The sequence below is a fragment of the Ramlibacter albus genome (assembly GCF_014297445.1).
GTDB classification, from domain to species: Bacteria; Pseudomonadota; Gammaproteobacteria; order Burkholderiales; family Burkholderiaceae_C; genus Ramlibacter; species Ramlibacter albus.
Map to the genome: position 1 here is coordinate 148,690 of NZ_JACORU010000010.1, position 23,451 is coordinate 172,140.

Genomic DNA, 23,451 nt, shown 5'->3' on the forward strand with positions numbered 1-23,451 from the left:
CCGCCAGCTCATCAGTTCACAATAGCCGGGTAGCCACCCGACTATCGTGAACAGCAGGATCTTCCGCAGCAGGCACTTCCGCGGCCTCGTCACCGGCGCCGCCGTGATGGTGGCCGTGCACGTGGTCGGCACGATCGGCTACCACGCCATCGGCGCGCCCGCGGCCACGTGGGTGGACAGCTTCTACATGACGTTCATCACCGTGGCCACCATCGGCTACAGCGAGGTGGTGGACCTCACCCACAGCCCGTGGGGGCGGCTCTTCACCGTCGGCATCGCATTGGTGGGCATCGTGACGATGACCTACCTCTTCTCCACCTTCCTCGCGCTGCTCATCGAGAGCGACATCAACAATGCCTTCAGGAGGCGCCGCATGGAACGCGAAATCTCCGGCCTGCAGGGCCACTACATCGTGTGCGGCATCGGCCGCGTCGGCAGCAACGTCGCGCAGGAGCTGGTGAAGACGCAGCGGCGCTTCGCCGTGATCGAGAGCAACACGATCGCGATCAACGACTGGCTGGACCGCCACCCGGGCACGCTTTACGTGAGCGGGGACGCCGCCGAAGACGATGCCCTGCGCCGCGCGGGCGTGGAGAATGCGGCGGGCGTCTTCGCCGTCACGGGCGACGACAGCCACAACCTCATGATCGCCCTGTCCGTGAAGCTGCTCAACCCGAAGTGCCGCGTGGTCGCGCGCCTGCACGACGTGCGCAACGCGGCCAAGGCCCGCAAGGCCGGCGCGGACGAGATCGTGTCGCCGGACTTCACGGGCGGCATGCGCATCGCCTCGGCCATGGTGCGGCCGCACGTGGTGAACTTCATGGACCAGATGCTGCGCGCGGACGAGGGGCTGCGCGTCGAAGAGGTGGTGGTGCCGCCCGGCGCCGGCGCCCGCAGGATCGGCGAGCTCGCGCCCCGCAGCGCCGACTACCTCGTCATGGCCGCGCACGACGACGGCTCGTGGGTCTTCAACCCGCAGGACGACCACGTGATGCGCCCGGGCGCGGCGCTCGTCGTGATGACGCATCCCTCAGGCCGCGCGCGGCTGGAGCAGCTGTTGAACAAGGCGGGGGCTTGACCTGGGCGTGGGTTGCCATCGTCTTCTGGGCCGCCCTTGCGCAGACCGTGCGCAACGCGGCGCAGCGCTCGCTGGTCGCGCAGGCGGGCACGCTGGGGGCGACGCTTGCCCGGTTCCTCTACGGCCTGCCGTTCGCGGCCGCGTGGGTGATCTTCCTCCACACGCTGCCGGCGACCCGGGCGGCGGTCCCGCCGTTCGGCAGCGGCTACTTCTTCTGGCTGGTGATCGGCGCGAGCGGGCAACTGGCCGCCACGGCCTTCATGCTCGCCGCGATGAAGCAGCGCAACTTCGTCGTGGGCGTGGCGTATTCCAAGACCGACGCGCTGCAGGTCGCCGTGTTCGCCACGCTGTTCCTGCACGAGCTGCCGGGGTGGGTGACGCTGCTCGCGATCGCGCTCGCCACCGCGGGGGTGGTGATGCTGTCGCTGCCCAGCAAGCCCGGCGCGCTGACCAGCGACCCGCGCTCGTGGACAGGCCCGGCTGCGTGGTATGGGCTCGCGTCCGGCGCGGGGTTCGCGTTTTCGGCGGTGGGGTATCGCGGCGCCGCGCTCGAGTTGCCGGGCGTCTCGCCCTGGCTCACCGGCGCGTGGGGCGTGCTGCTCGCGCAGGCGCTGCAGACGGTGGCGCTGGGCGGCTGGCTGGCGATCATGTCCCCGGAGTCGCTCCGTGCCACGGCAAGCGCATGGCGCGTTTCCGTTGCCGCGGGATGCGCGGGCGCGCTCGCTTCCATCGGCTGGTTCACGGCCTTCGCCCTCACCTCCGCCGCCAACGTGCGCACGCTGGGCATGGTGGAGGTCGTCTTCAGCTACCTCGTCTCGCGCAAGTTGATGCGCGAGCAGCTCACGCGCGCGGAGACGGCCGGCCTGCTCCTCGTCGGTGCAGGCATCGGCGCGCTCTGCCTGCAGCTGTGAGCCGCGTCAGCGGTTCAGCAGCAGGTTGGCGATGAGGCCGGTGGCCAGCGCCACCAGCAGGTAGTCGCCCGTGTCGGCCTGCACCCAGCCGTAGCCGGCCGGGGGCGAATACAGGTTGTACGAACGCCAGTCGTTGACCACGTAATAGCGGCTGCGCCAGTCATAGGGCAGCCGGTCGCCGCGGCTCCAGTAGCGCGGGGCCGAGTAGGTGTACGCCGGCTGGCTGTAGGTGTAGGCGGGCTGCGAGTACGAGTAGTAGTTGCGCTGCGCGTACGCCGGCTGGCTGTACGTGACGGCCGGCGGGGTGTACTGGCGGTGGTTGCGCTGCTGCCAGCTGCCGCGCCGGTCGCTGTCGCGGTGGTCCCAGTTGCGGTCGCCGTCGTGGTCGCCGTCGCGCGCGAACGCGCCGGCGCAGCCGATGGCCAGCGTGGCGGCGAGGACGCCGCAGGTGAACCTGGATGCTTTCATGGTACTGCTCTCCCTTGCATGGATGACGCCATGGTGCGCCTGCCCCGTGTCCGCTAGGTGAAGGCCGCACGGCGAGCTGTGGTCTTGTGTAACGCGAAGCTCTCCTACAGCCCGGGGTGGCGCGGCCGCCGAAAAATGGTCACACTGGCTTGCAGGAAACCACGGAGAGCGAACGTGCAAGAGACGGAATTCAGCACGCTGCTATACCGCTACTTCTTCTTCGGCTGGCTGTTCAAGGACGCCAGCCGCGGCAACCTGTTCGAGCGCGCGGCCGCGTGGCGACACAACCGCGAGCAGGCGCGCTGGCTGCCCACCTACATGCGACGATGGTTCTGGTGCGGCGCGGTGCTCTACGGCATCGGCGGCGCGCTGGAATGGATGCTGCAGGCCCCGGGCATGTCCGCCATCTTCTACGTGCCGGGGGCGATGAGTGTGCCCGTCAACGCCGTGATCGGCGTTGCGTGGCTCGGGCTGAAGCTGATGCCCGGGCCGCTGTGACCTTTCACGAGCCGAGGATCGCGCGGTAGCGGTCCGGCCGGTGGTTGATCGCGAGCACGAGGTTGAGCACCACGACGGCGAGGATCGAGCAAGCCATGCGCGTCGCGTCCGTGGCCCACAAACCGCCTCCGACCACAATCAGCGCGTCGAGCCCCATCTGCACGAGCCCCGGCTTCCAGCCGAAGCGCTCCTGGAGGTAAAGCGCCAGCACGTTCAGGCCGCCCAGGCTCGCGTGGTGGCGGAACAGCACAAGGATGCCCATGCCCACCAGCAGCCCGCCGAGCACCGCGCCCGCGAGCGGATTCACGGTGCCGAGCGACAGGCCTTGCGGCAGCAGCCAGATGAACAGCGACGTCATGCCGACGGCGAGCAGCGTCTTCACGGTGAACTCGCGGCCCATGCGCAGGCACGCGAGCAGGTAGAACGGTGCGTTGGCGACGAGCAGCGCGAGCGCAAGCTCCCAGCCGGTGGTGTAGTGCAACAGCAGCGCGAGCCCCATCGTGCCGCCGGGCAGCAGGCCTGCCGCCTTGAACAGCACCACGCCCAGTGCGGCCACGAGCGAGCCGGTGACGAGCGCCTGCAGGTCCTCGTACGCGCGGTGGCGCACGGGGATGGGCGTGTCGGGAATGGAAGCGGGGCGCATCGTCCGCGCGACGATAGCGCCCCTTGCTGCGTCAGGCCTTGACCTGCGTCAGCGTTGGCGCGCGAGGCGCAGCTCGTTGGCGCCCTGCTCCGCGCCGCTGCCGGGCACGGTCTCGCCGGTGCGGTCGCGCACTTCGTCGAGACGCGCCGCGAGCTGCTCGTCGATGTCGTCGCCGATGCCGAGGTACACGCCCTTGGTGAGCGTGATGTTGGCGGATTCGAAGGCGCCGGCACCGGCGCACAGCACGGTTCGCGTGGGGGCGTTCTCGGCAGCCAGCACCAGCATCGCCGGCACGACGGCTTCGGGGCCGAACGCTTCGAGCATGTCGGGCGGGAAGAGGTCCTGCGTCATGCGCGTGGCCGCCGTCGGTGCGAGTGCGTTCACATGGATGTTGTGCTTCTGGCCTTCGATGGCCAGCGTCTGCATCAGGCCCACGAGCGCGAGCTTGGCCGCACCGTAGTTCGCCTGGCCGAAGTTGCCGTACAGGCCCGTGGACGAGGTCGTCATCACGATGCGGCCGTACTTCTGCTGCGTCATCACCGGCCACACCGCCTTGCAGCAGTGCACCGCGCCCATCAGGTGCACGTCGAGCACAAGGCGGAAATCCGCCAGTTCCATCTTGGCGAAGCTCTTGTCGCGCAGGATGCCCGCGTTGTTGACCAGCACGTCGACGCGGCCCCAGGTGTCCATGGCCTGCTTGACCATGCCTTGCACCGCTTCGAAGTCGGTGACGGAGGCGCCGTTGGCGATGGCTTCGCCGCCTGCGGCGCGGATTTCATCGACCACCTTCTGCGCGGCGGACACCGAGCCGCCGACGCCGTGCACGTCGCCGCCGAGGTCGTTGACTACCACTTTCGCGCCGCGCTTGGCGAGCGCCAGTGCGTGCTGCCGGCCGAGGCCGCCGCCCGCGCCGGTGACGATGGCGACGCGGCCCTTGAAATCGAGTCCCATACTGCTGTTCTCCGTCAAACAGCGGGGGACTTTAGCAGGCACGCCCGGGCAGATTGCGGGTTGATGCAAAAAAGGCGACAATCGTCGCTAAAAATGCAGCAATCCGCTTCAGCGCTTCTGTTCCCCGAGTATCGCCGCCGCGTTCTCGGCTTGCTGCTGTTGCGGCCGGAACTGGCGCTGCACGGCCGGGAGATCGCGCGGCGGACGGGGTTGCCGGCAGGGACGATCACGCGAGAGTTGACGAAGCTCGCGGACGCCGGTCTGCTCAATCGGGAGCGTCGGGGTAACCAGCAGGTCTATTCCGCGAACACCGGCTCCTCCATCCACAGCGAGCTGGCTTCGATCCTGCGCAAGACCTCGGGCCTCACCGAGGTCTTGCAGGATGCTCTCCTGCCGATCCTGGATCGACTTCAACTCGCCTTTGTCTTCGGCTCGGTGGCACAGGGCCGCGAAACCGCGGGCAGCGATGTCGATGTCATGATCGTCGGCGACATCGACTTCCGGTCTGTCGTCGCCGCGTTGCATCCCGCGGAAGAAGTGATCGGCAGGCCGATCAATGTGCAGGTGCTGTCCGTCCAGGAGTTCAGGACGAAACGTCGCACGGCTTTCATGAAGGACGTGCTTTCGAAACCCAAGCTGTACCTCCTTGGGAATGACGATGAGCTTGAAGAACTTGTTGGGGATCAGCCTTGAGGCGGTGGAGACAGACAGGGAGCAGATCGGCAAGCTGCTCGAAGCCGCGCGGCGCAACATTCGCGATGCGCAGCTCGAGGAGTTGAGCGCGGAAAACCGGTTCGATGCCTCCTACAAGGCCATCATGCAAGTCGCGATGGTGGCTCTGCTCGCGAACGGCTACAGGACGCTCACGAGCAAGCCGGGCCATCACCAGACTGCAATCCAGACGCTTCCCCTGACCATTGGCGTGCCGAAAGAGGATGTGATCGTGCTGGACGCGTTGCGCAAGCAGCGCAACTTGGCTGATTATTCGGGCGACCTTATCTCGGACGAGGCTGTGCAAGAGTGCCTCGCCAGTGCTCAGGTCTTGATGTCACATGTGACGAAGTGGCTCGGCAAGCATCGGCCAGAACTTACTTGAACTGGCCACACAGCGCCGCCCATTCTAGTGATTGCGAATTGAGCTGCACAAACCAAGTCCCCAATCAAAGCAGCCCCTGATCCCGCAGCCTCCGCTCAACTCGCACGAATGAATTTTGGGAAGCTACCCGAGTTGACTTCCAATCAAAATACGGCTGAGGAGAGAATGCAAGCCATGTCGCGTCCAGATACTCGCGAAATTTTGACGCGCGACGGTACCGCGCGAGAAGGCGATCGTCGTTCACTTCGGCCGCAAGTTCGGACCGAATTTCATCGTCGAGCAAATGAGTATCGAAGACAACTGCGTCTAGGTACCCAAAGTCACTGCACCACTTTTTGAGGTGATACGCCCCGACTGAAGTGATTCGGAACGCTTCGGGAAGCTGCCGTTCTTTCAACTCCTCGCCCGTGTCAAGCAATCTTCGCTCGGTGGTTTCGATAAGCCTTCGCCGCGTCAGCTTTTGGACGTGCGACGTGATCTGATCAATATGAAAGCCGGCTGATTGCATTTGCTGAGTTAGCGTGGTCACAGATATGAAACCGTCAGCCTGCAGCGTTTCAGCGCCTTCCCAGGAAAGATAGCCGAGCAACATCAATGATAAAAAGTGCTCGCGTCGATCTCGGAAAAACACAGAAAACACGTTAGTCGCAACAGAAGAATCCTCTTGGTAGTGCGAGTATTCCGAAAGTAGCGAGGCCTTGGCAAATTCATGCAAAGGCACGTCATAGTAGCCTTGGTCCGAAATCAGCTTGACGATCCTCTCTGATTCGACGTTAGGACTTCCCAAATACTTTGAGATAAGCTCAACCGCCAACCTGACGTTGCCACCGCTCACATTGACGATGAATTCATAAAGCTCTCGATTTCGAGCAAGTGATCGCAACAAGGCGGAAATCAGCTTAGCCAAGCTGTCGATATGCAACGTAATCCCGCTAAAACTCGGAATAGGGATCCTTCCTTCTGCCATCTGCAGGGCAAACTTCAGACGTAGCTCAATCGCATCCTCGAGTTTCGGCGGAGGAATAACAAAAATCTTGGTGGGATATGCTGAAAGTGTCCCGCTTCGCTTCGAAGCATGAAAAGTCTGGGGTCTCAGCGCAATGAACACCAGCGCATTCCAGCTACTCGCCAGCTCCTGCGCGATCAGGAACGCTTCTTGTTGAATATCGAAGCTGCGCTGGTCCGCATTGTCAATAACGATGATTGCTTGACGCTTCTTTACGCGGGAAATATGAGCGAGTGAAAGCCGCAGATGGGTCTCAGTGTTCTCGGAAAGTCGCCGCAGCAACGCAACGCGCTCCTGGGTGAACTGTGCGGGGTTTGTTTCTTTGAGAATCGAGGCAAAGCCCTCATCAAAATCCTTCAGCTCGCGTTGGTAAATCACGTCCATCAGGGACATACCAAACAGATTCATGCCAAGCCCATCTCGCAATGTGTCGCGCACGGTCTCGAGAAAGGCATCCTTAGGGGTCCTGCTCAAAGTTGCTTGGTTGCCAAGATCAAAGTAGATGGAAATCGCGTTTGTAAATTCTTCCCTACCGCTAACTTGCATGAGATGTTTCAGGAAAGTTGTCTTTCCCACGCCTACATCGCCAACAAGAACCACAGGACGCTTTGCCAACGCTTCTTGAAGTACTTGCTCCGAAAATGGCTCAGCACCTCTTTTTCCACCTTTCTTCGGATTAACTGGTTCGATTCGACTGCCGAGTTCAGATCGCGAGAACAACGCCGCATATCGAGCTGCTGCCAAATTTTTCCCGACTAAGGAATACTGGGTAAGTGGTCCGCTCTCGCAGTAGCACTGCTCTAGGAATTCCTTTTCCACTTCGGCGGTACGGCCCAGGTCTTCGATAACCAATTGGGCGGCATTCTTCAATGATTCCTGGAAGCTGCTCGCGTACTTGTGTTCGAAGTAATTCAGACACAGGGCAGACAATTTCGACGGAAGCGTAGAGGGGATTGCTTCGCCGAGTTGATCTTCCAAACGGCGTTCCTCAATTCCGAATTTGCTCAGAGTTTCGTAAATCGCGTTGAATCCCAGGACAATCTCCTCGTAGCCGTCAAATACCAGGGCTTCTCCTTTTAGAGGAGACTTCCCGTTTAGGTTGGACGCGAGAAAAATGATGAATTGGGGACCATTCGCTACAACAACGGGTCCTACTCCTCGACTTGCTCCGTATTGCTGTACTTGTCGGATGGCGGCGTCAGCAGCTGCATCAAATGCCATCAATGATTCAAGTTTGACCTTAGTCTTGGCTCGTCGCGGTGGGATCTTAAAAGGGTCCTTCGCGTGCTTCGCTTCGACGATCAACTGGCGCGGCAATCCACACTCGTAGTCTGTTCGGCCACTCTCTTCATACACTTCGACCCGGATTTCCGTGCGCTCCCAGCCAAGACAGTCTTCGAGAACGCGATCTATGAAGGAGAATCGCGTTTGGGCCTCATTGCTTAATTCGCCAAGCGGTGAGAATTCCTCTACTAGTTTTTGTAGATTCTTGAGCGCTACCGAGTATTCGATCATGTTGACCCCCAGCTCCATGATGGCAGAGTGGAGTCCGGGCGAAAAGGTAGGTGTCGAATCTGCTCCCCCAGTTGGATGGGATTTATCAGGCGCAGCAGTGTTGCTCAGGGCCCGTGCGCGGTGGGCTGCGGCGGCGATCGCACGGCCCGTCTGCAATGGGAGCATTGCGCCTGAGGCTACGAGAGCGCCTCAGGCGTTTGTCGACTTAGCCCACCCGCACGCAGGCTTGGCATCAAGATTGATCGAGCGGTTTTTTGGGCATGCCGGCACGGCTCATTCCCCGGCCACCAGCACCCGCAGCGCCCGCGGCCGCACCCGATACACCAGCGGCGTCTCCATCTTCGCCACCTCCCCGTCGGTCGACACGCGCATGCGCGTCTCACGCGAATGGATCTCGAACTCGGTGCCCTCGACGACATCGAAGTCGCGCGCCTGCTCCAGCCGGTGGAACAGCGCGCTGAGCGCCATCACGAACAACCGGAAGCGGCCCGGCTGCTGCGCGATGTAGAGCGAGAGCTTGCCGGCGTCCAGCACGGCGCGCTCACCGATCGCGAAGCCCTCCATGGTGTACACGTTGTTGCCCACGAACACGAATGGCGTGTGCCGCACGATGCGCTGCTCTTGCGCCTGCACGTGCACCGCCAGCATCGGGTAACGCCGCGCCGCGTGCACGATCGCGCTGGCCAGGGCGCGCCACTTGCCCTTGCCGAGGCGGCGCCGCTGCGCCTCGCGGTCGAGGACGATGTCGGGGTAGAGGCCGAGTCCCGAATTGTTGATGAACGTGCGGCCGTTCACTTCGCCGACGTCCACCGCCTTCGCGTGCCCGCGCACGATCACGCCGGTGGCTTCGCGCAGGTCGAGCGGGATGCCGAGGTCCTTCGCGAAGTGGTTCAGCGTGCCCATCGGCAGCACGCCTTGCGCGATGCCCGTCCCCGCGAGCACGGACGCCACCGCACTCTGCGTCCCATCGCCGCCGCCGGCCGCGACGAAATCGACGCCCTGTGCCACCGCCCGTTTCGCTCCCGCGACGACCTCTTCCCCGCTCTCGGCGAGCGCCAGGTCGACGTCGATGCCGGCTGAGCCCAGCTGCTCGAGCACATCGCGTGCGAGCGCCTCGCAGTCGCCCTTGCCGGCGCCGGCATTGACGACGAGGGCACCCTTCATGCCACCCAGCGGGCGCGGGCCCGCTCGCACAATGCAAGCCACACCAGGCCTTCGCACATGCCGGCGACGACGTCGGAGGGGTAGTGCGCGCCGAGGTAGACACGCGACAGGCACGTCACGAGCACGGCGGCGGCCGGCCAGGCGACCAGCCATGCTCGCCCATGCAGCGCAGGCGCGGTGCGCAGCACGATCGCAACGCAACCCCACCACACCGTGGACGCCACCGCGTGCCCGCTCGGGAAACTGAAGGTGGCCAGGTGCACCAGCGCGCTGTCTGCGGCGGGGCGCTGCCTCGCCAGCAGCAGCTTGACGCCGACGTTCAGCAGCATCGCACCCTGCACGCTCGCCACGAGCCACAGGGCCAGGCGCCACCGCCGGCGGTGCAGCACGAGTGCGACGGCTGCGATTGCAAGCATGATGTCGATGCCGACGGTGCTGTGCACTTCCGAGATGGCCAGCATGAAGAGCGTGAGGCCCTCCGTGCGGTGCTCCGTCATCCAGCGCAAAACCGCGGGATCGACTTGCATGGTGACAGGGCCACCGGCCAGCAGGTCGGCGAGCAGCAGTGCAAAGAGCACTGCTGCGGCGATCACCGGCAGGCGCGTTGTCATGCGGGGATTCTTTTCCCGCACTAGGCAGCGAGCCGCACCGGGATGCGGCGCGGGCCGAAGTTGCCCGCCTTCGCATCGAACCGGCCCGCAACGACGTGCCCGCACTCGCCGCACGCGCCCTCGGCAGTCAGGTGATACCCATCGATGCGGTACCAGTCCCGCTCGATCAGCGACGCATGGCACGACGGGCAGAAGGTGGTGTCGCCTTCCTTATTGTGCACGTTACCCGTATAGACGTAGTTCAGCCCCTCGCCCATCGCGACCTCGCGCGCGCGCACGAGCGTGGCAGCCGGCGTGGCCGGGATGTCGCGCATCTTGAAGTCGGGGTGGAACGCGGTGAAGTGGATCGGCACGTCGGGCCCGAGCTCGCGATAGCACCATTGCGACAGCTGCTTGATCTCCTCGGCGCTGTCGTTCAACCCCGGGATCAGCAGCGTGGTGATCTCCAGCCAGCAATCCGTCTCGTGCTGGATGAACGCCAGCGTGTCCAGCACCGGCTTCAGGTGCGCGCCCGTCTGGCGAAAATAGAACTCTTCGGTGAACGCCTTGAGGTCGACGTTGGCCGCGTCCATCTTGGCGTAGAACTCGCGCGCCGCATCGAGGTGGATGTAGCCCGCGGTCACGGCCACCGACTTCACGCCCGCCTCACGGCACGCATCGGCCGTGTCCATCGCGTACTCCGCGAAGATCACGGGGTCGTTGTACGTGAAAGCCACGCTCTTGCTGCCGCACGCCTGCGCGGCCTTGGCGATCATCTCGGGCGAGGCCTGGTCCATCAGCCGGTCCATGTCCTTCGCCTTGCTGATGTCCCAGTTCTGGCAGAACTTGCACGCGAGGTTGCAGCCGGCGGTGCCGAACGACAGGATGCTGCTGCCCGGATAGAAATGGTTCAGCGGCTTCTTCTCGACCGGGTCGATGCAGAAGCCCGAAGAACGGCCGTACGTGGTGAGCACGATCTGCTCGCCCTCGCGCTGGCGCACGAAGCAGTGGCCGCGCTGGCCCTCGTGCAGCTTGCAGTCGCGCGGGCACAGGTCGCACTGGATGCGGCCGTCCGGCAGCGCGTGCCACCACTTGCCGGGATGGTTCATTCGTCTTCCGACCACTTGCGCACGGTGTAACGCTCGATGCGCATGCCGTCGTCCCAGTACGTGGCCGGCAGGCCGGCCTTCTGCTTGAGGTGCGCGAGGAACTGGCGCGGGTGGGCGAGCTGCTCCCACACCTGCGGCAGGAAGGTGGCGCGGCGCGCGCCGCGGTGCAGGATGACGCCGTCGATGCCGGGGCGCAGCTGCTGCAGCGCGTCCTCCTCGCTGCGCACGTGCACTGGTTCGGGCGGGGAGAGCAGCGAGACCTCGACGGAGATCGAGTCGAGCTCCTCGGCGGTCACCGGCGAGAAGCGCGTGTCGTGCAGCGCCGCGGCCACCGCGTTGTGCTTCACGTCGTCGATCAGCGGCCGGTGCGCCTGAAGCGCGCCGATGCAACCGCGCAAATTGCCCTGCTGCTTGAGCGTGACGAAGGTGGCGCCCGGTTCGCGCAGCCACGGGCCGCGAGCGATGACCACGTGCGGCTTGCCGAGCGCCGTGCGGATCGCCGCACGCGCAAGGAGAAGCAGCGTCTTGCCGGCGTCTTCGGGCAGGTCGGCGCCCACGGACGAAGGCTTCTCGTCGAACGCAAGCGACGCGTAGCCGACCACGCGCCCGCGATCACCGGCCGTATCACCCGAATTGCACTGCGCCACCAGCCGCGATTGCAGCCCATGCCGCGGCGCGGCGAGCAGCAGTCCGTTGACCGGCGTCGCGCCGCAGGCCTGCTCGTGGTTGATCGTCGTCTCGCCCCTGAGCATGCGGCTCACGGTATCGGTATCGATCGCCTTCGCCATGTCGTACGGGTGGTAGTGCGACAGGTCGGAACTGATCACGATGACCGTTTCCGGCCCGCCCCACACCTGCTCCAGCACCTGCGCGACCTCCTCGCGCGTGGCATCACCCACGGCGAACGGCAGCAGCGCGAAGTCGCCCAGCACCTGCTGCAGGAAGGGCAGTTGCACCTCGAGCGAGTGCTCGTGCGCGTGAGCGCGCGGGCTCATCACCACCTGCGGCAGTTGCGAAACGGCGCGCATGCCCTCGACATCGAGCGGCACGTTGCCCAGCGGCGTTTCGAAAGCGGTGGCACCGGGAAGCGCGAGCCCGCGCACCGGCACGCGATGCACCGGCCCGAGCAGCACCACGCGGCGGATCGTGCCGCGTCCGGGAGCGAGTTGCGCAAACGCGGCCGCGGCGGTGGAGCCGGAGTAGACGTAACCCGCATGCGGAACGATCAGCGCCTTGGGCCAGCCGTTGGCGGCAGCGGCCGCAGGCGCCTCGTCGAGCATCGCCTGCACCGTGCGCACGAGCGCACCGCGCTCGCCCGGGTAGAACATCCCGGCGACGGCCTGGGGGCGGACCTGGGTGCTCGCTTCCATCGCGTGGGTTCCTTGCGCCAAGATACTGCTGCTAGCCGCCGGGCTCAACTCCGCCCGGGCAGGTGGCGGAACATGATCCGCCCCTTGGTCAGGTCGTAGGGTGAGAGCTCGAGCGTCACGCTGTCGCCCGCGATGATGCGGATGTGGTTCTTGCGCATCTTGCCGCCGCTGTACGCGACGAGCTCGTGCCCGTTGTCCAGCACCACGCGGTAGCGCGAGTCGGGCAGCACTTCGGCCACGCGGCCGCGCATTTCGATGAGTTCTTCCTTGGCCAAAATCGTTTTCCTTCTGGCAATGAAGCGTCCCGGCCGCAGGTGCCGGCCGGGACGCGCACTTTGGGGGAATGTGATTCTAGGTGGCGCCCCCCCGCGTGCGCTTTCAAGGGGTCTGTCCCGATGCGGCGCCCCCGCGCTCGCCGCAGGATGGAACACATCGCAGTCCTGGAGTGTGAGATGCCGATCAGCAGAAGAAAGTTCACCGCGCTTGCGGGCGCGGCGCTGCCCTCCTTCGGCGCGCTCGCGCAGCAAGCCGCCTTCCCGAGCCGGCCGGTGCGCGTGGTGCCCTTCGGCACGGCGGGCGGGCCCATCGACACGCTGGCGCGCGTGTACGGCGAGAAGCTTTCCGCGCGCTGGGGCCAGCCGATCGTGGTGGAGCCCAAGCCGGGCGCGAGCGGCATCATCGCCGCCGACTTCGTGGCGAAGGCCGCGCCCGACGGCCACACGGTACTGATGACCTTGCCGCTCACGCACGTCAACAACGCGATCCTGCAGCCCAAGCTGCCCTACGACCCGGTGCGCGATTTCCAGCCGCTCTCGATGCTGGCAACCGGCGGGCCGATGCTGGTCGCGCGCGCGAACGCGCCCTACTCGACGCTCGCCGAGTTCATCGACTTCGCGAAGAAGAAAGGCCGCATGACGTACGGCACGTGGGGCAACGGCTCCACCGCGCATCTCTTCGGCGAGCTGCTCAAGCGCCAGACCGGCACGGAGCTCGTTCACGTCGCGTACAAGGCCGAAGCTGCCGCGCACAACGACCTGTTCGGCGAGGCGCTCGACTTCGCGTGGGCCAACCCGTCCACGGCGCGCAGCCACACGCAAGGCGGCAAGATGAAGGTGATCGGCATCACCGGCACGAGCCGCGTGCAGACGATGCCCGGCGTGCCCACGTTCAAGGAGCAGGGCTTCAACGGCTTCGACATCGACAGCTGGATCGGCGTGTACGCGCCGGCCAAGACGCCGCAGAACGTGGTGGACGCGTGGGTCACCGCGCTGCGCGAGGTCACGGCGATGCCGGACGTGTCCGCGCGGCTCACCGCGTTCGGCTTCGAGCCGCTGGGCAACACGCCGGTGCAGTTCGTCGAGCGCTACCGGCAGGACTACCCGCGCATGGCGGAGCTGATCAAGGCCGCGGGGGTGACCCTGGAATGAGCGTCGATACCGGCACTGCCTACGGGCGCCCTGCTCCGACCTCTCGCAACGAACTCGCCGAGGTCGGCCCCGGCACGCCGATGGGCGAGCTGCTGCGCCGCTACTGGCACCCCATCGGCCTGGCGAAGGACGCGAACGCCACGCCGAAGCAGGTGCGGGTGCTCGGCGAAGACCTCGTCCTGTTTCGCGACGGCCAGGGCCGGCCCGGCCTGGTCTACCCGCACTGCGCGCACCGCGGCACTTCGCTGTACTACGGCAAGACGGAGGAGCGCGGCATCCGCTGCTGCTACCACGGCTGGCTGTTCGACGTGCAGGGGCACTGCCTCGAGCAACCTTGCGAGCCGGAGATGGGCCGCGCGCGCGACAAGGTGCGGCAACCCTGGTACCCCGTGCAGGAGCTGTACGGGCTCGTGTGGGCGTACATGGGGCCGCCCGGGAAGAAGCCGGTGCTGCCGCGCTACGAGTGCCTCGAAGTGCTCGAAGACGGCGAGTTCCTCGAAGCCGACGACGCCAGCATCGGCGGCGGCGGGCCGCCCGTCATCCCGTGCAACTGGCTGCAGCACTACGAGAACCTGGTCGACCCCTTCCACGTCGTCATCCTGCATTCGTCCTTCAGCGGCAACCAGTTCGTGCCGGAGATGGCGGTGATGCCGCAGGTGGAGTGGGACACGACGGAGATCTCGGTGCGCACGAAGTCGCTGCGCAACCTGCCGGACGGCCGCAAGTTCCGCCGCATCAGCGAGGCGGGGCTGCCGACATTGCGCGTCATCCCGAGCCCGCGCGTGGGCCGCTTCGGGCCGGTGGAGTCGATCGGCTGGGTGCTGCCCATCGACGACCACAGCTTCCGCATCTACGTCGTGGGCCGCGTGCGCGAGAAAGGCGAGCTGCACCGGATGCGCTCACGCCCGGACGGCAAGCGGCTATGGGAAGAGCTGGACGAAGCCGATCACCAGAAGTACCCGGGCGACTACGAAGCGATGGTGAGCCAGGGGCCCATCGCGCATCACTCGGAGGAGCACCTCGCCACCAGCGACCGCGGCGTGGTGATGGTGCGCCGGCTGCTGCAGGCGCAGCTCGAAGCGGTGAAGGAAGGCCGCGACCCGGCGGGCGTGTCCTTCGACGAAAACACGCCGCCGGTGAAGTTCAGCTCGGGGAACTGGATCGAGGCCTGATCAGCCGAACAGGCCGCTGATCACGTCCACGACGATCGCCGTCTGCGGCGACAGCAGGACGATGTCGTTGCCGATGCGCACGTAGCGGTAGCCGGGCGCCGGGATGGGCGGCAGCTGTACCAGCACCGGCTGCGGCACCGCGTAGTACGTGACGCCCACGGGCGCGCGCTGGCCGACGACGATGTTCTTCGCGTGCCCCGGGGGCATGCAGCCGTTGTTCTTCTTGGCCAGGCCGGGCGGGCAGCGCTTGCCGCCGTAGTTGGTGACGTAGTAGTTGCGCACCACCACGCGCTGCTGGTCGGTGAAGTAGCGGCCCACGTGCTCTTCATGGCGCCACCGGGCCTTCTCGGCCTTGCGCTGCTCCTTGGCCGCGTGCTTCTGCGCCTTCTCCTGCTCCTTGAAGGCGTGCTTCTGAGCCTTTTCCTGCTCCTTGTGGGCATGTTTGGCCGCTTTCTCGGCTTCCTTCTGCTCGTGCTTTTCCGCCTTGTCTTCACCCTTGCCGTGGCCCTGGCCATGGTCCTTGGCGAATGCCGGTGCGCCCGCGAGGGCGAAGGCGGCGGCGATGGCGAGGATGAGGCGTTGCGTGTGCATGGTGGCGCTCCGTTTCAGTGTGACAGCTGAACAACGTGCAGTTTGCTCGGCACGCGGACACAGCCTTGTAGGAACGCGCCGAATCCGCGCTGGACGGCGCGGTTTCGGCACCGGGCGGCGCTCAGCCGCGGCCGAGCAGGATGTTGGCGATGACGCCGGCCGCGTTGAGCAGCACCACGTCGTTGTTCACCTGCACGTAGTGGTAGCCCGGCTGCGGCGGCGGCAGCGTCACCAGCACCGGCTGCGGCACCGGGTAGTAGACGATCTCGCTCGGCAGTCGCTGGCCGACGACCAGCTGCTGGTGCATCTTCTTCGCCTGGCCCGGGGGCAGGCAGCCGTTGTTCTTCTTCGCCAGGCCCGGCGGGCAGCCGGGGCCGGCGTCGTAGTAGGACATGACGACGTCGTCATTGCCGTGCTTGCCGTGACCGTGACCGTGGCCGTGGCCACCCTTGTCGGCGAACGCGCCGCCGGCGGCGACGGCGGCCGCAACCGCGACCGCGATGGTGGTGATCTTCTTCATGCAAGCACTCTCGCCCGACAGTCGCGGGCGAGGTGTAGGAAGAAAGCGCGATTCAGACGGCGACGAGCGCGGGCGCGGCGGCCACTGCGGACGCGTTGAGCTGCAGGCGATCGGCCGAGATGTATTGCTGGCGGAAGGTCTCGAACGGCACGGTGTCCGCCGCCTCGACCGCCTTCTGCTCGGCGATCGACTGCTGCGCCAGCGCCTCGAGGCGCGATTGCACGGAGCCGGGGTAAGGAAGCTTCAGCAGCTTGGCCTTGGTCTGCTGCGACTGGGCCAGCACGAACTGCGTGAACGAGTTGTCGTGGTCGCGCGCCAGCGCGGCGAGCACGCGAGCGGACGGCAGCATGTCGGGGTCGCCCAGCAGCACCTCGGCAGCGCGCACCGCGTCGCTGTAGTCGGTGGTGGCATGCACGGCGTCCAGCTGCGCGGCGATCGGGCGACAGGACTGCAGGATCTCCGCGCCCCATTGCGTGAGCGCGACTTCGCGGCCGTCGCGCTCGAGCTTCAGGCCCGGCTCGCGGCCGTACGCCGCCGTCTTGTGCTGGTTGCGGCCCAGCGCCGCGATTTCCGCGGGTGTGTCGGGCGGGCTGTCGGACGTGAGGCAGTGCAGCAGGAACACGTCGAGGAAGCGCATCGTCTGCGCCTTGATGCCGACCGGCACGAAGGGGTCGAGGTCCATCAGGCGCACCTCGACGTACTCCACGCCGCGCTCGCGCAGTGCATGCAGCGGGCGCTCGCCGGGCCGGATGACGCGCTTGGGCCGGATGGTGCCGTAGAACTCGTTCTCGATCTGCAGCAGCGTGGTGGCCAGCTGGTTGTACTCGCCGCCGGGGTTCATGATGCCGACCTGCTCGTACGCGGGGTAAGGCCGCGTGAGCGCATCGTGCAGCGACGCCGCATAGCCTTCGAGGCTGTTGTAGCTCACGGCCAGGCTCGCCTGCGCTTCGCTCTGGTAGCCCAGGCGGCCCATGCGCAGCGACGTGCCATGCGGCATGTAGACGGTGTGCGGCGTGAGCGACTGCAGTTCGTGCTTGCGGCCGGTGACGAAGCTCGAACACGCCGCCGGCGAAGCGCCGAACAGGTACAGCAGCAGGAAGGACTCGCGGCGGAAGTTGCGGATCAGCGCGAAGTACTGTTCGTCCGTCACGCCCGGCAGCGACCAGTTGTAGTGGATGCCGCTGATGGTCTGCATGCGGCGCCCGTACCGGTGCGCCAGGCCCATGCGGTAGACGCTCTTGGCGCGGCCCACGTTGGAGCTGCCATAGCGGCCGATCGGGATGTTCTCGTCGGCCGGCAGGTGGCACGGCATGCTGCTCACCCACATCAGCTCGTCGCCGAGCGCGCGGTACGTGAACTGGTGGACCTGCGTGAGCTCCTCCAGGCACTGCTCCACGCTGGCGTGCACGCCGGTGATCAGCTCCAGCTGCGCTTCGCTGTAGTCGGTGGTGATGTTCGGGTGCGTGAGGGCCGCGCCCAGCGCGGCGGGGTGCGGCGTCATGGCCAGCTCGCCGTCGGCGGTGGCGCGCAGGCTTTCCTTCTCGATGCCGCGTCGGATGCCCTTGAGGCGCTCGGGCGCCAGTAGCGTTGGGGTCATGGTTGTCTCGCGGCTCTTGTTCTCGTGTATCTCGGGCGGAAGTTAGCACCTTTGTGCAATTCCTGCTCGCGGCAGGGGTTGGGATTTTGCGGTAGGTCAGGTGCTAGGTGCGCGCCCCTAGTCCATTAGGTCGCGGGTTCTAGGGCTCGTTCAGACAATCGGCTCATCCAGCCTGAAAGGAAAACTCATGAACACCGAGCACATCACCCAGTTCGCGCACCAGGTCGTCGACGGCTTCGACACCACCGCCCACACCGTCATCGGCGCGTGGAAGGACGGCGGCGAGCGCCTCGGCGCGATCGCGAAGCAGCGCTGGGACGCCGCACTGAAGGAATCGGCGCCCCAGCTCGACGCCGAGACCAAGAAGAACGCGCAGCACGCCCGTGCCGTGTTCGGCGGCTACTACACCCGCGGCATCGAGCTGTCCGCCGGCGGCGCCACCGTCGCCGTGGACACGGTGGTGCAGGTCGCCCGCACCGCCATCGACCGCGCCGCCGCCTGGAAGCAGGCTCGCGCGTAAGCACTACACTCGCCAGGAACAATACGAGGAGACATCCCCATGGCGATCAGCGTCCCCATCGAGCTGGGCTACGAATTCGAGGTCAAGGGCAAGTACGACGACGTCTTCGGCGTCCTGTCGGACGTGCCCACCTCGGTGTCGCACTTCCCCAAGGTGGACAAGCTCACCGACATGGGCGACGGCGTGTACAAGTGGGAGATGCAGAAGGTGGGCACCGCGCAGGTGAACATCCAGACGGTCTACGCCAGCAAGTACACGAGCGACAAGGCCAAGGGCACCGTCAAGTGGACGCCGGTCAAGGGCGTGGGCAACGCCCTCGTCGGCGGCAGCTGGAAGGTCAGCGACAACAAGGGCAAGTCCACCAAGGTGGTCCTGAAGATCGACGGCACGGTGGACGTGCCGCTGCCGGGGCTGATGAAGATGGTGGTGGAGCCCGTCGTCGCCGGCGAGTTCGAGAAACTCGTCGAGAAGTACATCGACAACCTCGTCAAGAGGTTCGGCGGCGAGGTCTAGGCTTTCAACACGCGATTGAGGAAAGCCTCCAGGTCGCGGATCTCCTCCATGCACACCGAGTGCCCCATCGGGTACTCGTGCCACTCCACGTCGTAGCCGAGCGCGCGCAGCTGGTCGCGCGACTGCAGGCCGCGTTCGAACACCACGATTTCGTCCTGGGTGCCATGCGCGAGGAAGATCGGCGTCTTCGCGTTCGCCGGGCTGCGCTCGGCCGCCGTCTGCGCGGCGAGCGGCAGGTAGCCTGACATTCCCACGATCCCAGCCAGCGCCTGCGCATGGCGCACGCCGGTCATCAGCGCCATCGCGCAACCCTGCGAGAAGCCCGCGACCACGATGCGGTTCGCGGCGATCCCGCGCTCCTTCTCGTGGGCGATCAGCTGCTCCACGATCGCCAGCGATTCACGCAACCCCGCTTCATCCTGCCGGCCCGTACTCTCCGTGCCGAGGATGTCGTACCACGCGCGCATGCGGTAGCCGCCGTTGATCGTCACCGGCCGCACCGGCGCGCTCGGGAACACGTAGCGCACCGGGCCCACGGCCGAGAGGTCCGTCTCCTGCGCAACCGGCACGAAGTCGTTGCCATCCGCGCCCAGGCCGTGGAGGATGATCACCGACGCGGTGGGCGACTCGCCCGTCGCTGCTTCCAGCGTTTCGATCTCTGCCATCCATGGAGCATAAACCTCCCGCGCAAGGGACGTCCGACAACCCAAGGCATCGCGTCCGACTTGCTTTGCAGCCCGGCCGCGCCAAACTGCAAGCAAACACTCCAAGCGAAAGGACGCACCTCATGTACGTCGAAGTCAACACCAGCAACGGCATCGAGAACAAGGAAACCCTGCAGCGCTGGGCCACGGATTACCTGAACGAACACCTCGCGAAGTACGCACAGGACGTGACGACCGTCGAAGTGCAGCTGACGGACGAGAACCACGTCAAGGGCGGCAACGACAAGCGCTGCATGCTGGAAGCGCGCCTGCCCGGCCGCACGCCGGTCGCCGTGACCAACATCGCCGTCAACCAGGACTTGGCCTTCCGCGGCGCCGCCGAGAAGCTCGATCGTGCCCTCGAGCACGCACTGGGCAAGCTCGATCGCGAACACCGCGACCGGGAAAGCATCCGCAAGGACGCGAGCGTGCTCCCGGGCCAGTAAAAGAGTCGCCCGTCCCGGGCTTCGGCGTCTTTTTTGTTGCCGATTGTGAATAAATCGGCGGCAGCCCTCCACAGCCGAGCCTGCTCCTGACAACATGTGCCGGCCGCTTGCGCAGCGGCTTCTCGCTGCGCGGCAAGGCGAACTCAACTTTAAGGAGCAGCGAATGGGATCGATGAAGAAATTCACCTGCCGGGTACTGGTCGTCTCCACGTTGATGTTGTCGTTCACCACCGCGAAGGCGGGGCTGATCGGCGTCGAGCAGGCGGCCGCCAACACGGCGCCCACCGAGCGCGCGATGGTGCTGGCCGCGCTGGACCGCGCCGAAGTCTCCGGCCAGCTGCTGGCCGCGGGCGTGGACCCCAACGCTGCCCGTGCGCGCGTCAACGCCATGACCGACACCGAAGTGCAGGCCATGGTGCAGGACATGCAGAACGCACCGGCGGGCGCCATGTCCGGCTGGGGCTGGGCCGCGGTCATCATCGTGATCGGCCTGATCTGGTACATGTCGATGCGCAAGTAAGCGCCGCCGCATGACGCACGTCACCCGCAGTCCTTCCTGGCGTCGCGTCCTGCGCACCGCCGGCACCCTGCTTGCGGCAGCGGTGCTCGGCGGCTGCGCAGCCCTCAACCCGCTCGTTCCGCAGACGGTGCAGTTGCGCACCGAATGGCCGCAAGGCGTGCCGCAGCAGGTGGAACTGGCGCAGGTGCCCTTCCACGCCCAGGACGATTACCAGTGCGGCCCGGCCTCGCTCGCCATGGCGCTGCAATGGGCCGGCGTGCAGCCGTCGCTGCCGCAGCTGATCGAACAGGTGTGGCTGCCGTCGCGCAAGGGCAGCCTGCAACTGGAGATGCTCGCCACGCCGCGCCGCTACGGCCGCGTGTCGTACCGCCTCTCACCGAGTTATGCCGACCTGCTGCGCGAAGTCGCGGCGGGCAACCCCGTCATCGTGCTTCAGGACGTGGGCACGATGTTCACGCAGTGGCACTACGCCGTCGTGAACGGCTTCGACTACGCCAGTGGCACGGTCTACCTCCGCTCGGGCACGGACCCGCGGCAGGAGATGCCCTTCTCCTACTTCGAGCGCACGTGGATGAAGGGCGGCTACTGGGCCATGGTCGTCATGCCGCCCGACAAGGTGGCCGCCACCGCCACGCCGGAGCGTTGGCTCGAGGCCGTGATCGCGATGTCACGCGTGGGGGACGCGGCCGGCGCAACACGCGCGTACGACGCGATGCTCGCGCGCTGGCCCGACAACCTGGCGGCGTCCATCGGCCTGGCGAACCAGTTGCACGGCGCGGGCAAGCTCGAAGACGCGGCCGTGGTGCTGCGCCGCGCGCTCGCGCGTGACCCGCGCTCGGTGATCTTGCGCAACAACCTCGCGCAGACGCTCTCGGACCTCGGGCAGCACTTCGAGGCGCTCAAGGTGCTGGAGCCGGTGTCGACCGATGCGACCGCGCCCTTCGCGGCCGAAATCAAGGCGACGCGCCAGCTGATCCTCGGGCGCCTGCAGGCTCGCGCGTCATCGTAGGGCGTTGGCAACCCGGGTCACGAAACCGGGCGACCTTGCCGGGTCGATCCACCGCACCACCGCCACCAGGCCGTTCTCCGGGTCGATCCACGTGTAGTGCCCGCCGGCGCCCACCATGAACCAGCTGTCGCGAGAGGCATCCGCGAACATGCGCCCATCGCGATTGAGCCACGTGAGCCAGCCGTAGAACGGCGCGACCTCGCCGGGCTGCTGCATGCGCTGCACCCACTCGCGCGGCACGAGCTGCGTGCCCGCGTGCACGCCGCCATCCAGCAGCAACTGCCCGATGCGCGCCTGGTCGCGCGCGCTGATCGACACGCCCGCGCCCCAGTGCGTGCCACCGGGCACCGACTGCATGCGCTTGCCGTCGATCTCCACCCACGCGTCGTCGTAACCGGCCCAGCGGAAGTTCTCGCCGCCGCCGAGCGGGCGCAGGATCGTCTCGAGGAACACCTCGGGCAGCGGCCTGCGGAACAAATGCAGCAAGGCCAGCGACAGCTGGTTGATGCGCACGTCGTTGTATTCCCAGTGCGTGCCGGGCTCGTGCAGCTCGCGGCGCTCGCCCTTCTTCCCGGTGGGCGGCTTCGGGTCGTGCGACACGCGCCGGTTGTGCTCCACCTGGTCCGGCATGCCGAGGCAGGTGCCTTCCCACTCGCTCGTCTGCTCCAGCAAGTGCGCCCACGTGATCGCGCGGTTGTGCGGCGAGTCGAAGCCGATGCCGGGCAGGCGTTCGACCACGCGCTCGTCGGGGTCGAGCATGCCGCGCATGTGCGCGACACCGGCGAGCAGCGCGAGGTAGGTCTTCGCGACGCTGAACGTGAGGTCGGCTCGGTCGGGCTCGCCCCATGCCGCGACCTCCTCGCCGTTCAAGCGGATCACACCCGAGACGCCGCCGCGCGGATGCACCGGCCCGCGCAGGCGGTTGAACGGCGGCGGGTCGTCGTGGTGCACGCCCCAGCGCGCGGGTTCGGCCGCGGGGTCGCGCGGCCACGGCACTTCATGCGATTGCGCGTACTCGATGGCTTCACTGAACTGCTTCATGCCTGCATGTTAGCCTTGGGCCATGGAACCGCATGGCGACCCGCTGAACATGCCTGCACTGCCGTCGGCGACGGTGGTGATGCTGCGCGACGGCGGCGCCGGGCTTGAAGTCTTTCTGCTCAAGCGCCACGGCCTTTCGGACGTGCTCGGGGGCGCCTATGTCTTCCCGGGCGGCAAGCTCGACCGCGAAGACGTGGAGCTGGTGGACCGCCTCGACACCGCACCGCAGCAGCTGCACGATGCGCTCGGCGAGCCCGGCCTGCAGGCGGAGGAAGCATCGGGCCTCTTCGTCGCCGCGATGCGCGAAGCCTTCGAGGAAACCGGCGTGCTGTTTGCCGACGTGGATGCCGCGCGAGCCGAAACCGCGTGGCGCTCGCTGCGCGAAGGCTTCCACTTCGCCGACGTGGTGGAGAACCTCGACCTGCGCCTGCTCGCGAGCTGCATCGCGCCGTGGTCGCGCTGGATCACGCCCGTGGTGGGCGGCGTCGTGCGCAAGCGCTTCGACACGCGCTTCTTCGTGGCGGCCGTGCCCGAGGGCCAGCAGCCGCGCCACGACAACCATGAAGCCACCGAAAGCACGTGGCTTTCCCCGCGCGTGGCCCTGCAGCAGTACTGGGACGGCGAGATCCAGCTCGCGCCGCCGCAGATCATGAGCCTGGCGCAGCTCGCACGCCACGCGGACGTCGCAAGCGTGCTCGCCGGTGCGCGCAGCCGCAAGCCGCCGACCATCCAGCCCGAACCCATCGAGACGGGCGATGGCGTGCGCGTGATCTGCTACCCCGGCGACGAGCGCCACTCCGTGCGCGAGCGCGCCCTGCTGGGCCCCACGCGCCTCGCGTGGCGCAACAAGCGCTTCGAGCCCGATGGCGGCTTCGACGCGCTGTTCAGCTGACCGGCCCACAGTTCCGCTCGAACGCAACCTACAGCGGCACGCGCCGCATGCCTGCGGGGCGGCATCGCGCGCTTGCGCACACTCGATCCCAAGCCAGACG

General features: G+C 66.4%; 27 protein-coding genes. 13 read left to right on the forward strand and 14 right to left on the reverse strand.

All coding sequences use genetic code 11. The annotated features are described in order from the left end of the window. Positions 1–46 precede the first annotated feature (46 nt). Both H8R02_RS23070 and H8R02_RS23075 read left to right on the forward strand, forming a co-directional pair. Positions 47–1,078: a potassium channel family protein gene (locus H8R02_RS23070; RefSeq protein WP_354004967.1), complete on the forward strand. Its 1,032-nt coding sequence runs from the start codon at positions 47–49 to the stop codon at positions 1,076–1,078. Continuing rightward, complete coding sequence (locus H8R02_RS23075) at positions 1,075–1,989, forward strand: DMT family transporter (protein WP_187083853.1); 915 nt, start codon at positions 1,075–1,077, stop codon at positions 1,987–1,989. The genes H8R02_RS23070 and H8R02_RS23075 overlap by 4 nt, the downstream gene beginning before the upstream one ends. 6 nt (positions 1,990–1,995) lie before the next feature. Here the strand turns inward: H8R02_RS23075 and H8R02_RS23080 are convergent, their stop codons facing one another. Continuing rightward, the gene (locus H8R02_RS23080; RefSeq protein WP_187083854.1) at positions 1,996–2,457 is read right to left on the reverse strand and encodes an RcnB family protein; all 462 of its coding nucleotides are present in this window, start codon (positions 2,455–2,457) and stop codon (positions 1,996–1,998) included. 174 nt (positions 2,458–2,631) lie between these two features. Between H8R02_RS23080 and H8R02_RS23085 the strand changes: the two genes are divergently transcribed. Then, positions 2,632–2,955, forward strand: a complete 324-nt coding sequence (locus H8R02_RS23085) for a hypothetical protein (RefSeq protein ID WP_187083855.1) — start codon at positions 2,632–2,634, stop codon at positions 2,953–2,955. Positions 2,956–2,959: 4 nt separating this feature from the next. Here H8R02_RS23085 and H8R02_RS23090 read toward each other — a convergent pair whose 3' ends face one another. After that, complete coding sequence (locus H8R02_RS23090; RefSeq protein WP_187083856.1) at positions 2,960–3,598, reverse strand: YitT family protein; 639 nt, start codon at positions 3,596–3,598, stop codon at positions 2,960–2,962. A 48-nt stretch (positions 3,599–3,646) separates the two neighbouring features. Then, complete coding sequence (locus H8R02_RS23095; protein WP_187083857.1) at positions 3,647–4,549, reverse strand: SDR family oxidoreductase; 903 nt, start codon at positions 4,547–4,549, stop codon at positions 3,647–3,649. Positions 4,550–4,642: 93 nt separating this feature from the next. Between H8R02_RS23095 and H8R02_RS23100 the strand changes: the two genes are divergently transcribed. Together H8R02_RS23100 and H8R02_RS23105 are read left to right on the forward strand one after the other, a co-directional pair. Then, on the forward strand, positions 4,643–5,242 hold the full coding sequence (locus H8R02_RS23100; RefSeq protein WP_187083858.1) for a nucleotidyltransferase domain-containing protein: 600 nt from the start codon (positions 4,643–4,645) through the stop codon (positions 5,240–5,242). Beyond that, entirely contained in the window at positions 5,208–5,645 is a 438-nt protein-coding gene (locus H8R02_RS23105) for a DNA-binding protein (RefSeq protein WP_187083859.1), read from the forward strand. Before H8R02_RS23100 ends, H8R02_RS23105 begins: the two co-directional genes overlap by 35 nt. A gap of 64 nt (positions 5,646–5,709) precedes the next feature. On the opposite strand, the gene H8R02_RS23110 is transcribed toward H8R02_RS23105, so the two are convergent. The 6 genes from H8R02_RS23110 to infA all read right to left on the reverse strand — a co-directional run bounded on the left by H8R02_RS23110 (position 5,710) and on the right by infA (position 12,674). Then, positions 5,710–8,331 carry a hypothetical protein gene (locus tag H8R02_RS23110; RefSeq protein WP_187083860.1) on the reverse strand — a complete coding sequence of 874 codons (2,622 nt, stop codon included), beginning with the start codon at positions 8,329–8,331 and terminating at the stop codon, positions 5,710–5,712. Between the two features lie 108 nt (positions 8,332–8,439). Further along, positions 8,440–9,330, reverse strand: coding sequence for a diacylglycerol/lipid kinase family protein (locus tag H8R02_RS23115; RefSeq protein ID WP_187083861.1), 891 nt, complete (start codon positions 9,328–9,330; stop codon positions 8,440–8,442). Beyond that, positions 9,327–9,941, reverse strand: a complete 615-nt coding sequence (locus H8R02_RS23120; RefSeq protein ID WP_187083862.1) for a phosphatase PAP2 family protein — start codon at positions 9,939–9,941, stop codon at positions 9,327–9,329. The genes H8R02_RS23115 and H8R02_RS23120 overlap by 4 nt, the downstream gene beginning before the upstream one ends. 20 nt (positions 9,942–9,961) lie before the next feature. Further along, positions 9,962–11,029, reverse strand: a complete 1,068-nt coding sequence (gene amrS, locus H8R02_RS23125; RefSeq protein WP_187083863.1) for an AmmeMemoRadiSam system radical SAM enzyme — start codon at positions 11,027–11,029, stop codon at positions 9,962–9,964. Then, a complete protein-coding gene (gene amrB / locus H8R02_RS23130) occupies positions 11,026–12,399 on the reverse strand; it encodes an AmmeMemoRadiSam system protein B (protein ID WP_187083864.1) in 1,374 nt (457 codons plus the stop codon). Before amrB ends, amrS begins: the two co-directional genes overlap by 4 nt. Before the next feature lie 44 nt (positions 12,400–12,443). After that, complete coding sequence (infA, locus tag H8R02_RS23135; RefSeq protein WP_187083865.1) at positions 12,444–12,674, reverse strand: translation initiation factor IF-1; 231 nt, start codon at positions 12,672–12,674, stop codon at positions 12,444–12,446. A gap of 177 nt (positions 12,675–12,851) precedes the next feature. Here infA and H8R02_RS23140 point away from each other — a divergent pair, with 177 nt between their 5' ends. Further along, positions 12,852–13,826 carry a Bug family tripartite tricarboxylate transporter substrate binding protein gene (locus tag H8R02_RS23140; RefSeq protein ID WP_187083866.1) on the forward strand — a complete coding sequence of 325 codons (975 nt, stop codon included), beginning with the start codon at positions 12,852–12,854 and terminating at the stop codon, positions 13,824–13,826. Next, on the forward strand, positions 13,823–14,998 hold the full coding sequence (locus tag H8R02_RS23145; protein ID WP_187083867.1) for an aromatic ring-hydroxylating dioxygenase subunit alpha: 1,176 nt from the start codon (positions 13,823–13,825) through the stop codon (positions 14,996–14,998). The genes H8R02_RS23140 and H8R02_RS23145 overlap by 4 nt, the downstream gene beginning before the upstream one ends. On the opposite strand, the gene H8R02_RS23150 is transcribed toward H8R02_RS23145, so the two are convergent. From H8R02_RS23150 to gshA, 3 genes are all read right to left on the reverse strand, one after another. Continuing rightward, entirely contained in the window at positions 14,999–15,589 is a 591-nt protein-coding gene (locus tag H8R02_RS23150) for a hypothetical protein (protein WP_187083868.1), read from the reverse strand. It lies immediately after the preceding gene. A 121-nt stretch (positions 15,590–15,710) separates the two neighbouring features. Further along, on the reverse strand, positions 15,711–16,109 hold the full coding sequence (locus tag H8R02_RS23155) for an RcnB family protein (protein WP_187083869.1): 399 nt from the start codon (positions 16,107–16,109) through the stop codon (positions 15,711–15,713). 52 nt (positions 16,110–16,161) lie between these two features. Then, positions 16,162–17,706, reverse strand: a complete 1,545-nt coding sequence (gene gshA, locus H8R02_RS23160) for a glutamate--cysteine ligase (protein ID WP_187083870.1) — start codon at positions 17,704–17,706, stop codon at positions 16,162–16,164. Between the two features lie 187 nt (positions 17,707–17,893). Between gshA and H8R02_RS23165 the strand changes: the two genes are divergently transcribed. Continuing rightward, a complete protein-coding gene (locus tag H8R02_RS23165; protein ID WP_187083871.1) occupies positions 17,894–18,226 on the forward strand; it encodes a hypothetical protein in 333 nt (110 codons plus the stop codon). A 39-nt stretch (positions 18,227–18,265) separates the two neighbouring features. Further along, entirely contained in the window at positions 18,266–18,739 is a 474-nt protein-coding gene (locus H8R02_RS23170) for an SRPBCC family protein (protein WP_187083872.1), read from the forward strand. Here H8R02_RS23170 and H8R02_RS23175 read toward each other — a convergent pair. Further along, positions 18,736–19,404, reverse strand: a complete 669-nt coding sequence (locus tag H8R02_RS23175; protein ID WP_187083873.1) for an alpha/beta hydrolase — start codon at positions 19,402–19,404, stop codon at positions 18,736–18,738. The two genes, H8R02_RS23170 and H8R02_RS23175, sit on opposite strands and share 4 nt — an antisense overlap. A gap of 122 nt (positions 19,405–19,526) precedes the next feature. Here H8R02_RS23175 and H8R02_RS23180 point away from each other — a divergent pair, with 122 nt between their 5' ends. The 3 genes from H8R02_RS23180 to H8R02_RS23190 all read left to right on the forward strand — a co-directional run bounded on the left by H8R02_RS23180 (position 19,527) and on the right by H8R02_RS23190 (position 21,418). Then, a complete protein-coding gene (locus H8R02_RS23180; RefSeq protein ID WP_187083874.1) occupies positions 19,527–19,889 on the forward strand; it encodes an HPF/RaiA family ribosome-associated protein in 363 nt (120 codons plus the stop codon). Between the two features lie 163 nt (positions 19,890–20,052). Next, positions 20,053–20,409, forward strand: coding sequence for a PA2779 family protein (locus H8R02_RS23185; protein ID WP_187083875.1), 357 nt, complete (start codon positions 20,053–20,055; stop codon positions 20,407–20,409). Positions 20,410–20,419: 10 nt separating this feature from the next. Then, positions 20,420–21,418 carry a PA2778 family cysteine peptidase gene (locus H8R02_RS23190; RefSeq protein ID WP_187083876.1) on the forward strand — a complete coding sequence of 333 codons (999 nt, stop codon included), beginning with the start codon at positions 20,420–20,422 and terminating at the stop codon, positions 21,416–21,418. Here H8R02_RS23190 and H8R02_RS23195 read toward each other — a convergent pair. Continuing rightward, positions 21,410–22,459, reverse strand: coding sequence for a serine hydrolase domain-containing protein (locus tag H8R02_RS23195; protein ID WP_187083877.1), 1,050 nt, complete (start codon positions 22,457–22,459; stop codon positions 21,410–21,412). The genes H8R02_RS23190 and H8R02_RS23195 overlap by 9 nt on opposite strands. A gap of 22 nt (positions 22,460–22,481) precedes the next feature. Between H8R02_RS23195 and H8R02_RS23200 the strand changes: the two genes are divergently transcribed. Further along, positions 22,482–23,351, forward strand: a complete 870-nt coding sequence (locus H8R02_RS23200; RefSeq protein WP_187083878.1) for an NUDIX hydrolase — start codon at positions 22,482–22,484, stop codon at positions 23,349–23,351. The last annotated feature ends 100 nt before the right edge of the window (positions 23,352–23,451 follow it).

Excerpts from the sequence above, each read along its gene's own strand:
- H8R02_RS23110 (WP_187083860.1), bottom strand. The coding sequence starts at position 8,331 with ATGCTCCCATTGCAGACGGGCCGTGCGATCGCCGCCGCAGCCCACCGC.
- H8R02_RS23115 (WP_187083861.1), bottom strand. The coding sequence starts at position 9,330 with ATGAAGGGTGCCCTCGTCGTCAATGCCGGCGCCGGCAAGGGCGACTGC.
- H8R02_RS23145 (WP_187083867.1), top strand. The coding sequence starts at position 13,823 with ATGAGCGTCGATACCGGCACTGCCTACGGGCGCCCTGCTCCGACCTCT.
- H8R02_RS23190 (WP_187083876.1), top strand. The coding sequence starts at position 20,420 with ATGACGCACGTCACCCGCAGTCCTTCCTGGCGTCGCGTCCTGCGCACC.
- gshA (WP_187083870.1), bottom strand. The coding sequence starts at position 17,706 with ATGACCCCAACGCTACTGGCGCCCGAGCGCCTCAAGGGCATCCGACGC.
- H8R02_RS23080 (WP_187083854.1), bottom strand. The coding sequence starts at position 2,457 with ATGAAAGCATCCAGGTTCACCTGCGGCGTCCTCGCCGCCACGCTGGCC.
- H8R02_RS23165 (WP_187083871.1), top strand. The coding sequence starts at position 17,894 with ATGAACACCGAGCACATCACCCAGTTCGCGCACCAGGTCGTCGACGGC.
- H8R02_RS23195 (WP_187083877.1), bottom strand. The coding sequence starts at position 22,459 with ATGAAGCAGTTCAGTGAAGCCATCGAGTACGCGCAATCGCATGAAGTG.
- H8R02_RS23150 (WP_187083868.1), bottom strand. The coding sequence starts at position 15,589 with ATGCACACGCAACGCCTCATCCTCGCCATCGCCGCCGCCTTCGCCCTC.
- H8R02_RS23170 (WP_187083872.1), top strand. The coding sequence starts at position 18,266 with ATGGCGATCAGCGTCCCCATCGAGCTGGGCTACGAATTCGAGGTCAAG.
- H8R02_RS23100 (WP_187083858.1), top strand. The coding sequence starts at position 4,643 with ATGCAGCAATCCGCTTCAGCGCTTCTGTTCCCCGAGTATCGCCGCCGC.
- H8R02_RS23155 (WP_187083869.1), bottom strand. The coding sequence starts at position 16,109 with ATGAAGAAGATCACCACCATCGCGGTCGCGGTTGCGGCCGCCGTCGCC.
- amrB (WP_187083864.1), bottom strand. The coding sequence starts at position 12,399 with ATGGAAGCGAGCACCCAGGTCCGCCCCCAGGCCGTCGCCGGGATGTTC.
- H8R02_RS23105 (WP_187083859.1), top strand. The coding sequence starts at position 5,208 with ATGAGCTTGAAGAACTTGTTGGGGATCAGCCTTGAGGCGGTGGAGACA.
- H8R02_RS23095 (WP_187083857.1), bottom strand. The coding sequence starts at position 4,549 with ATGGGACTCGATTTCAAGGGCCGCGTCGCCATCGTCACCGGCGCGGGC.
- H8R02_RS23120 (WP_187083862.1), bottom strand. The coding sequence starts at position 9,941 with ATGACAACGCGCCTGCCGGTGATCGCCGCAGCAGTGCTCTTTGCACTG.
- H8R02_RS23140 (WP_187083866.1), top strand. The coding sequence starts at position 12,852 with ATGCCGATCAGCAGAAGAAAGTTCACCGCGCTTGCGGGCGCGGCGCTG.
- H8R02_RS23200 (WP_187083878.1), top strand. The coding sequence starts at position 22,482 with ATGGAACCGCATGGCGACCCGCTGAACATGCCTGCACTGCCGTCGGCG.
- amrS (WP_187083863.1), bottom strand. The coding sequence starts at position 11,029 with ATGAACCATCCCGGCAAGTGGTGGCACGCGCTGCCGGACGGCCGCATC.
- H8R02_RS23090 (WP_187083856.1), bottom strand. The coding sequence starts at position 3,598 with ATGCGCCCCGCTTCCATTCCCGACACGCCCATCCCCGTGCGCCACCGC.
- H8R02_RS23180 (WP_187083874.1), top strand. The coding sequence starts at position 19,527 with ATGTACGTCGAAGTCAACACCAGCAACGGCATCGAGAACAAGGAAACC.
- H8R02_RS23185 (WP_187083875.1), top strand. The coding sequence starts at position 20,053 with ATGGGATCGATGAAGAAATTCACCTGCCGGGTACTGGTCGTCTCCACG.
- H8R02_RS23175 (WP_187083873.1), bottom strand. The coding sequence starts at position 19,404 with ATGGCAGAGATCGAAACGCTGGAAGCAGCGACGGGCGAGTCGCCCACC.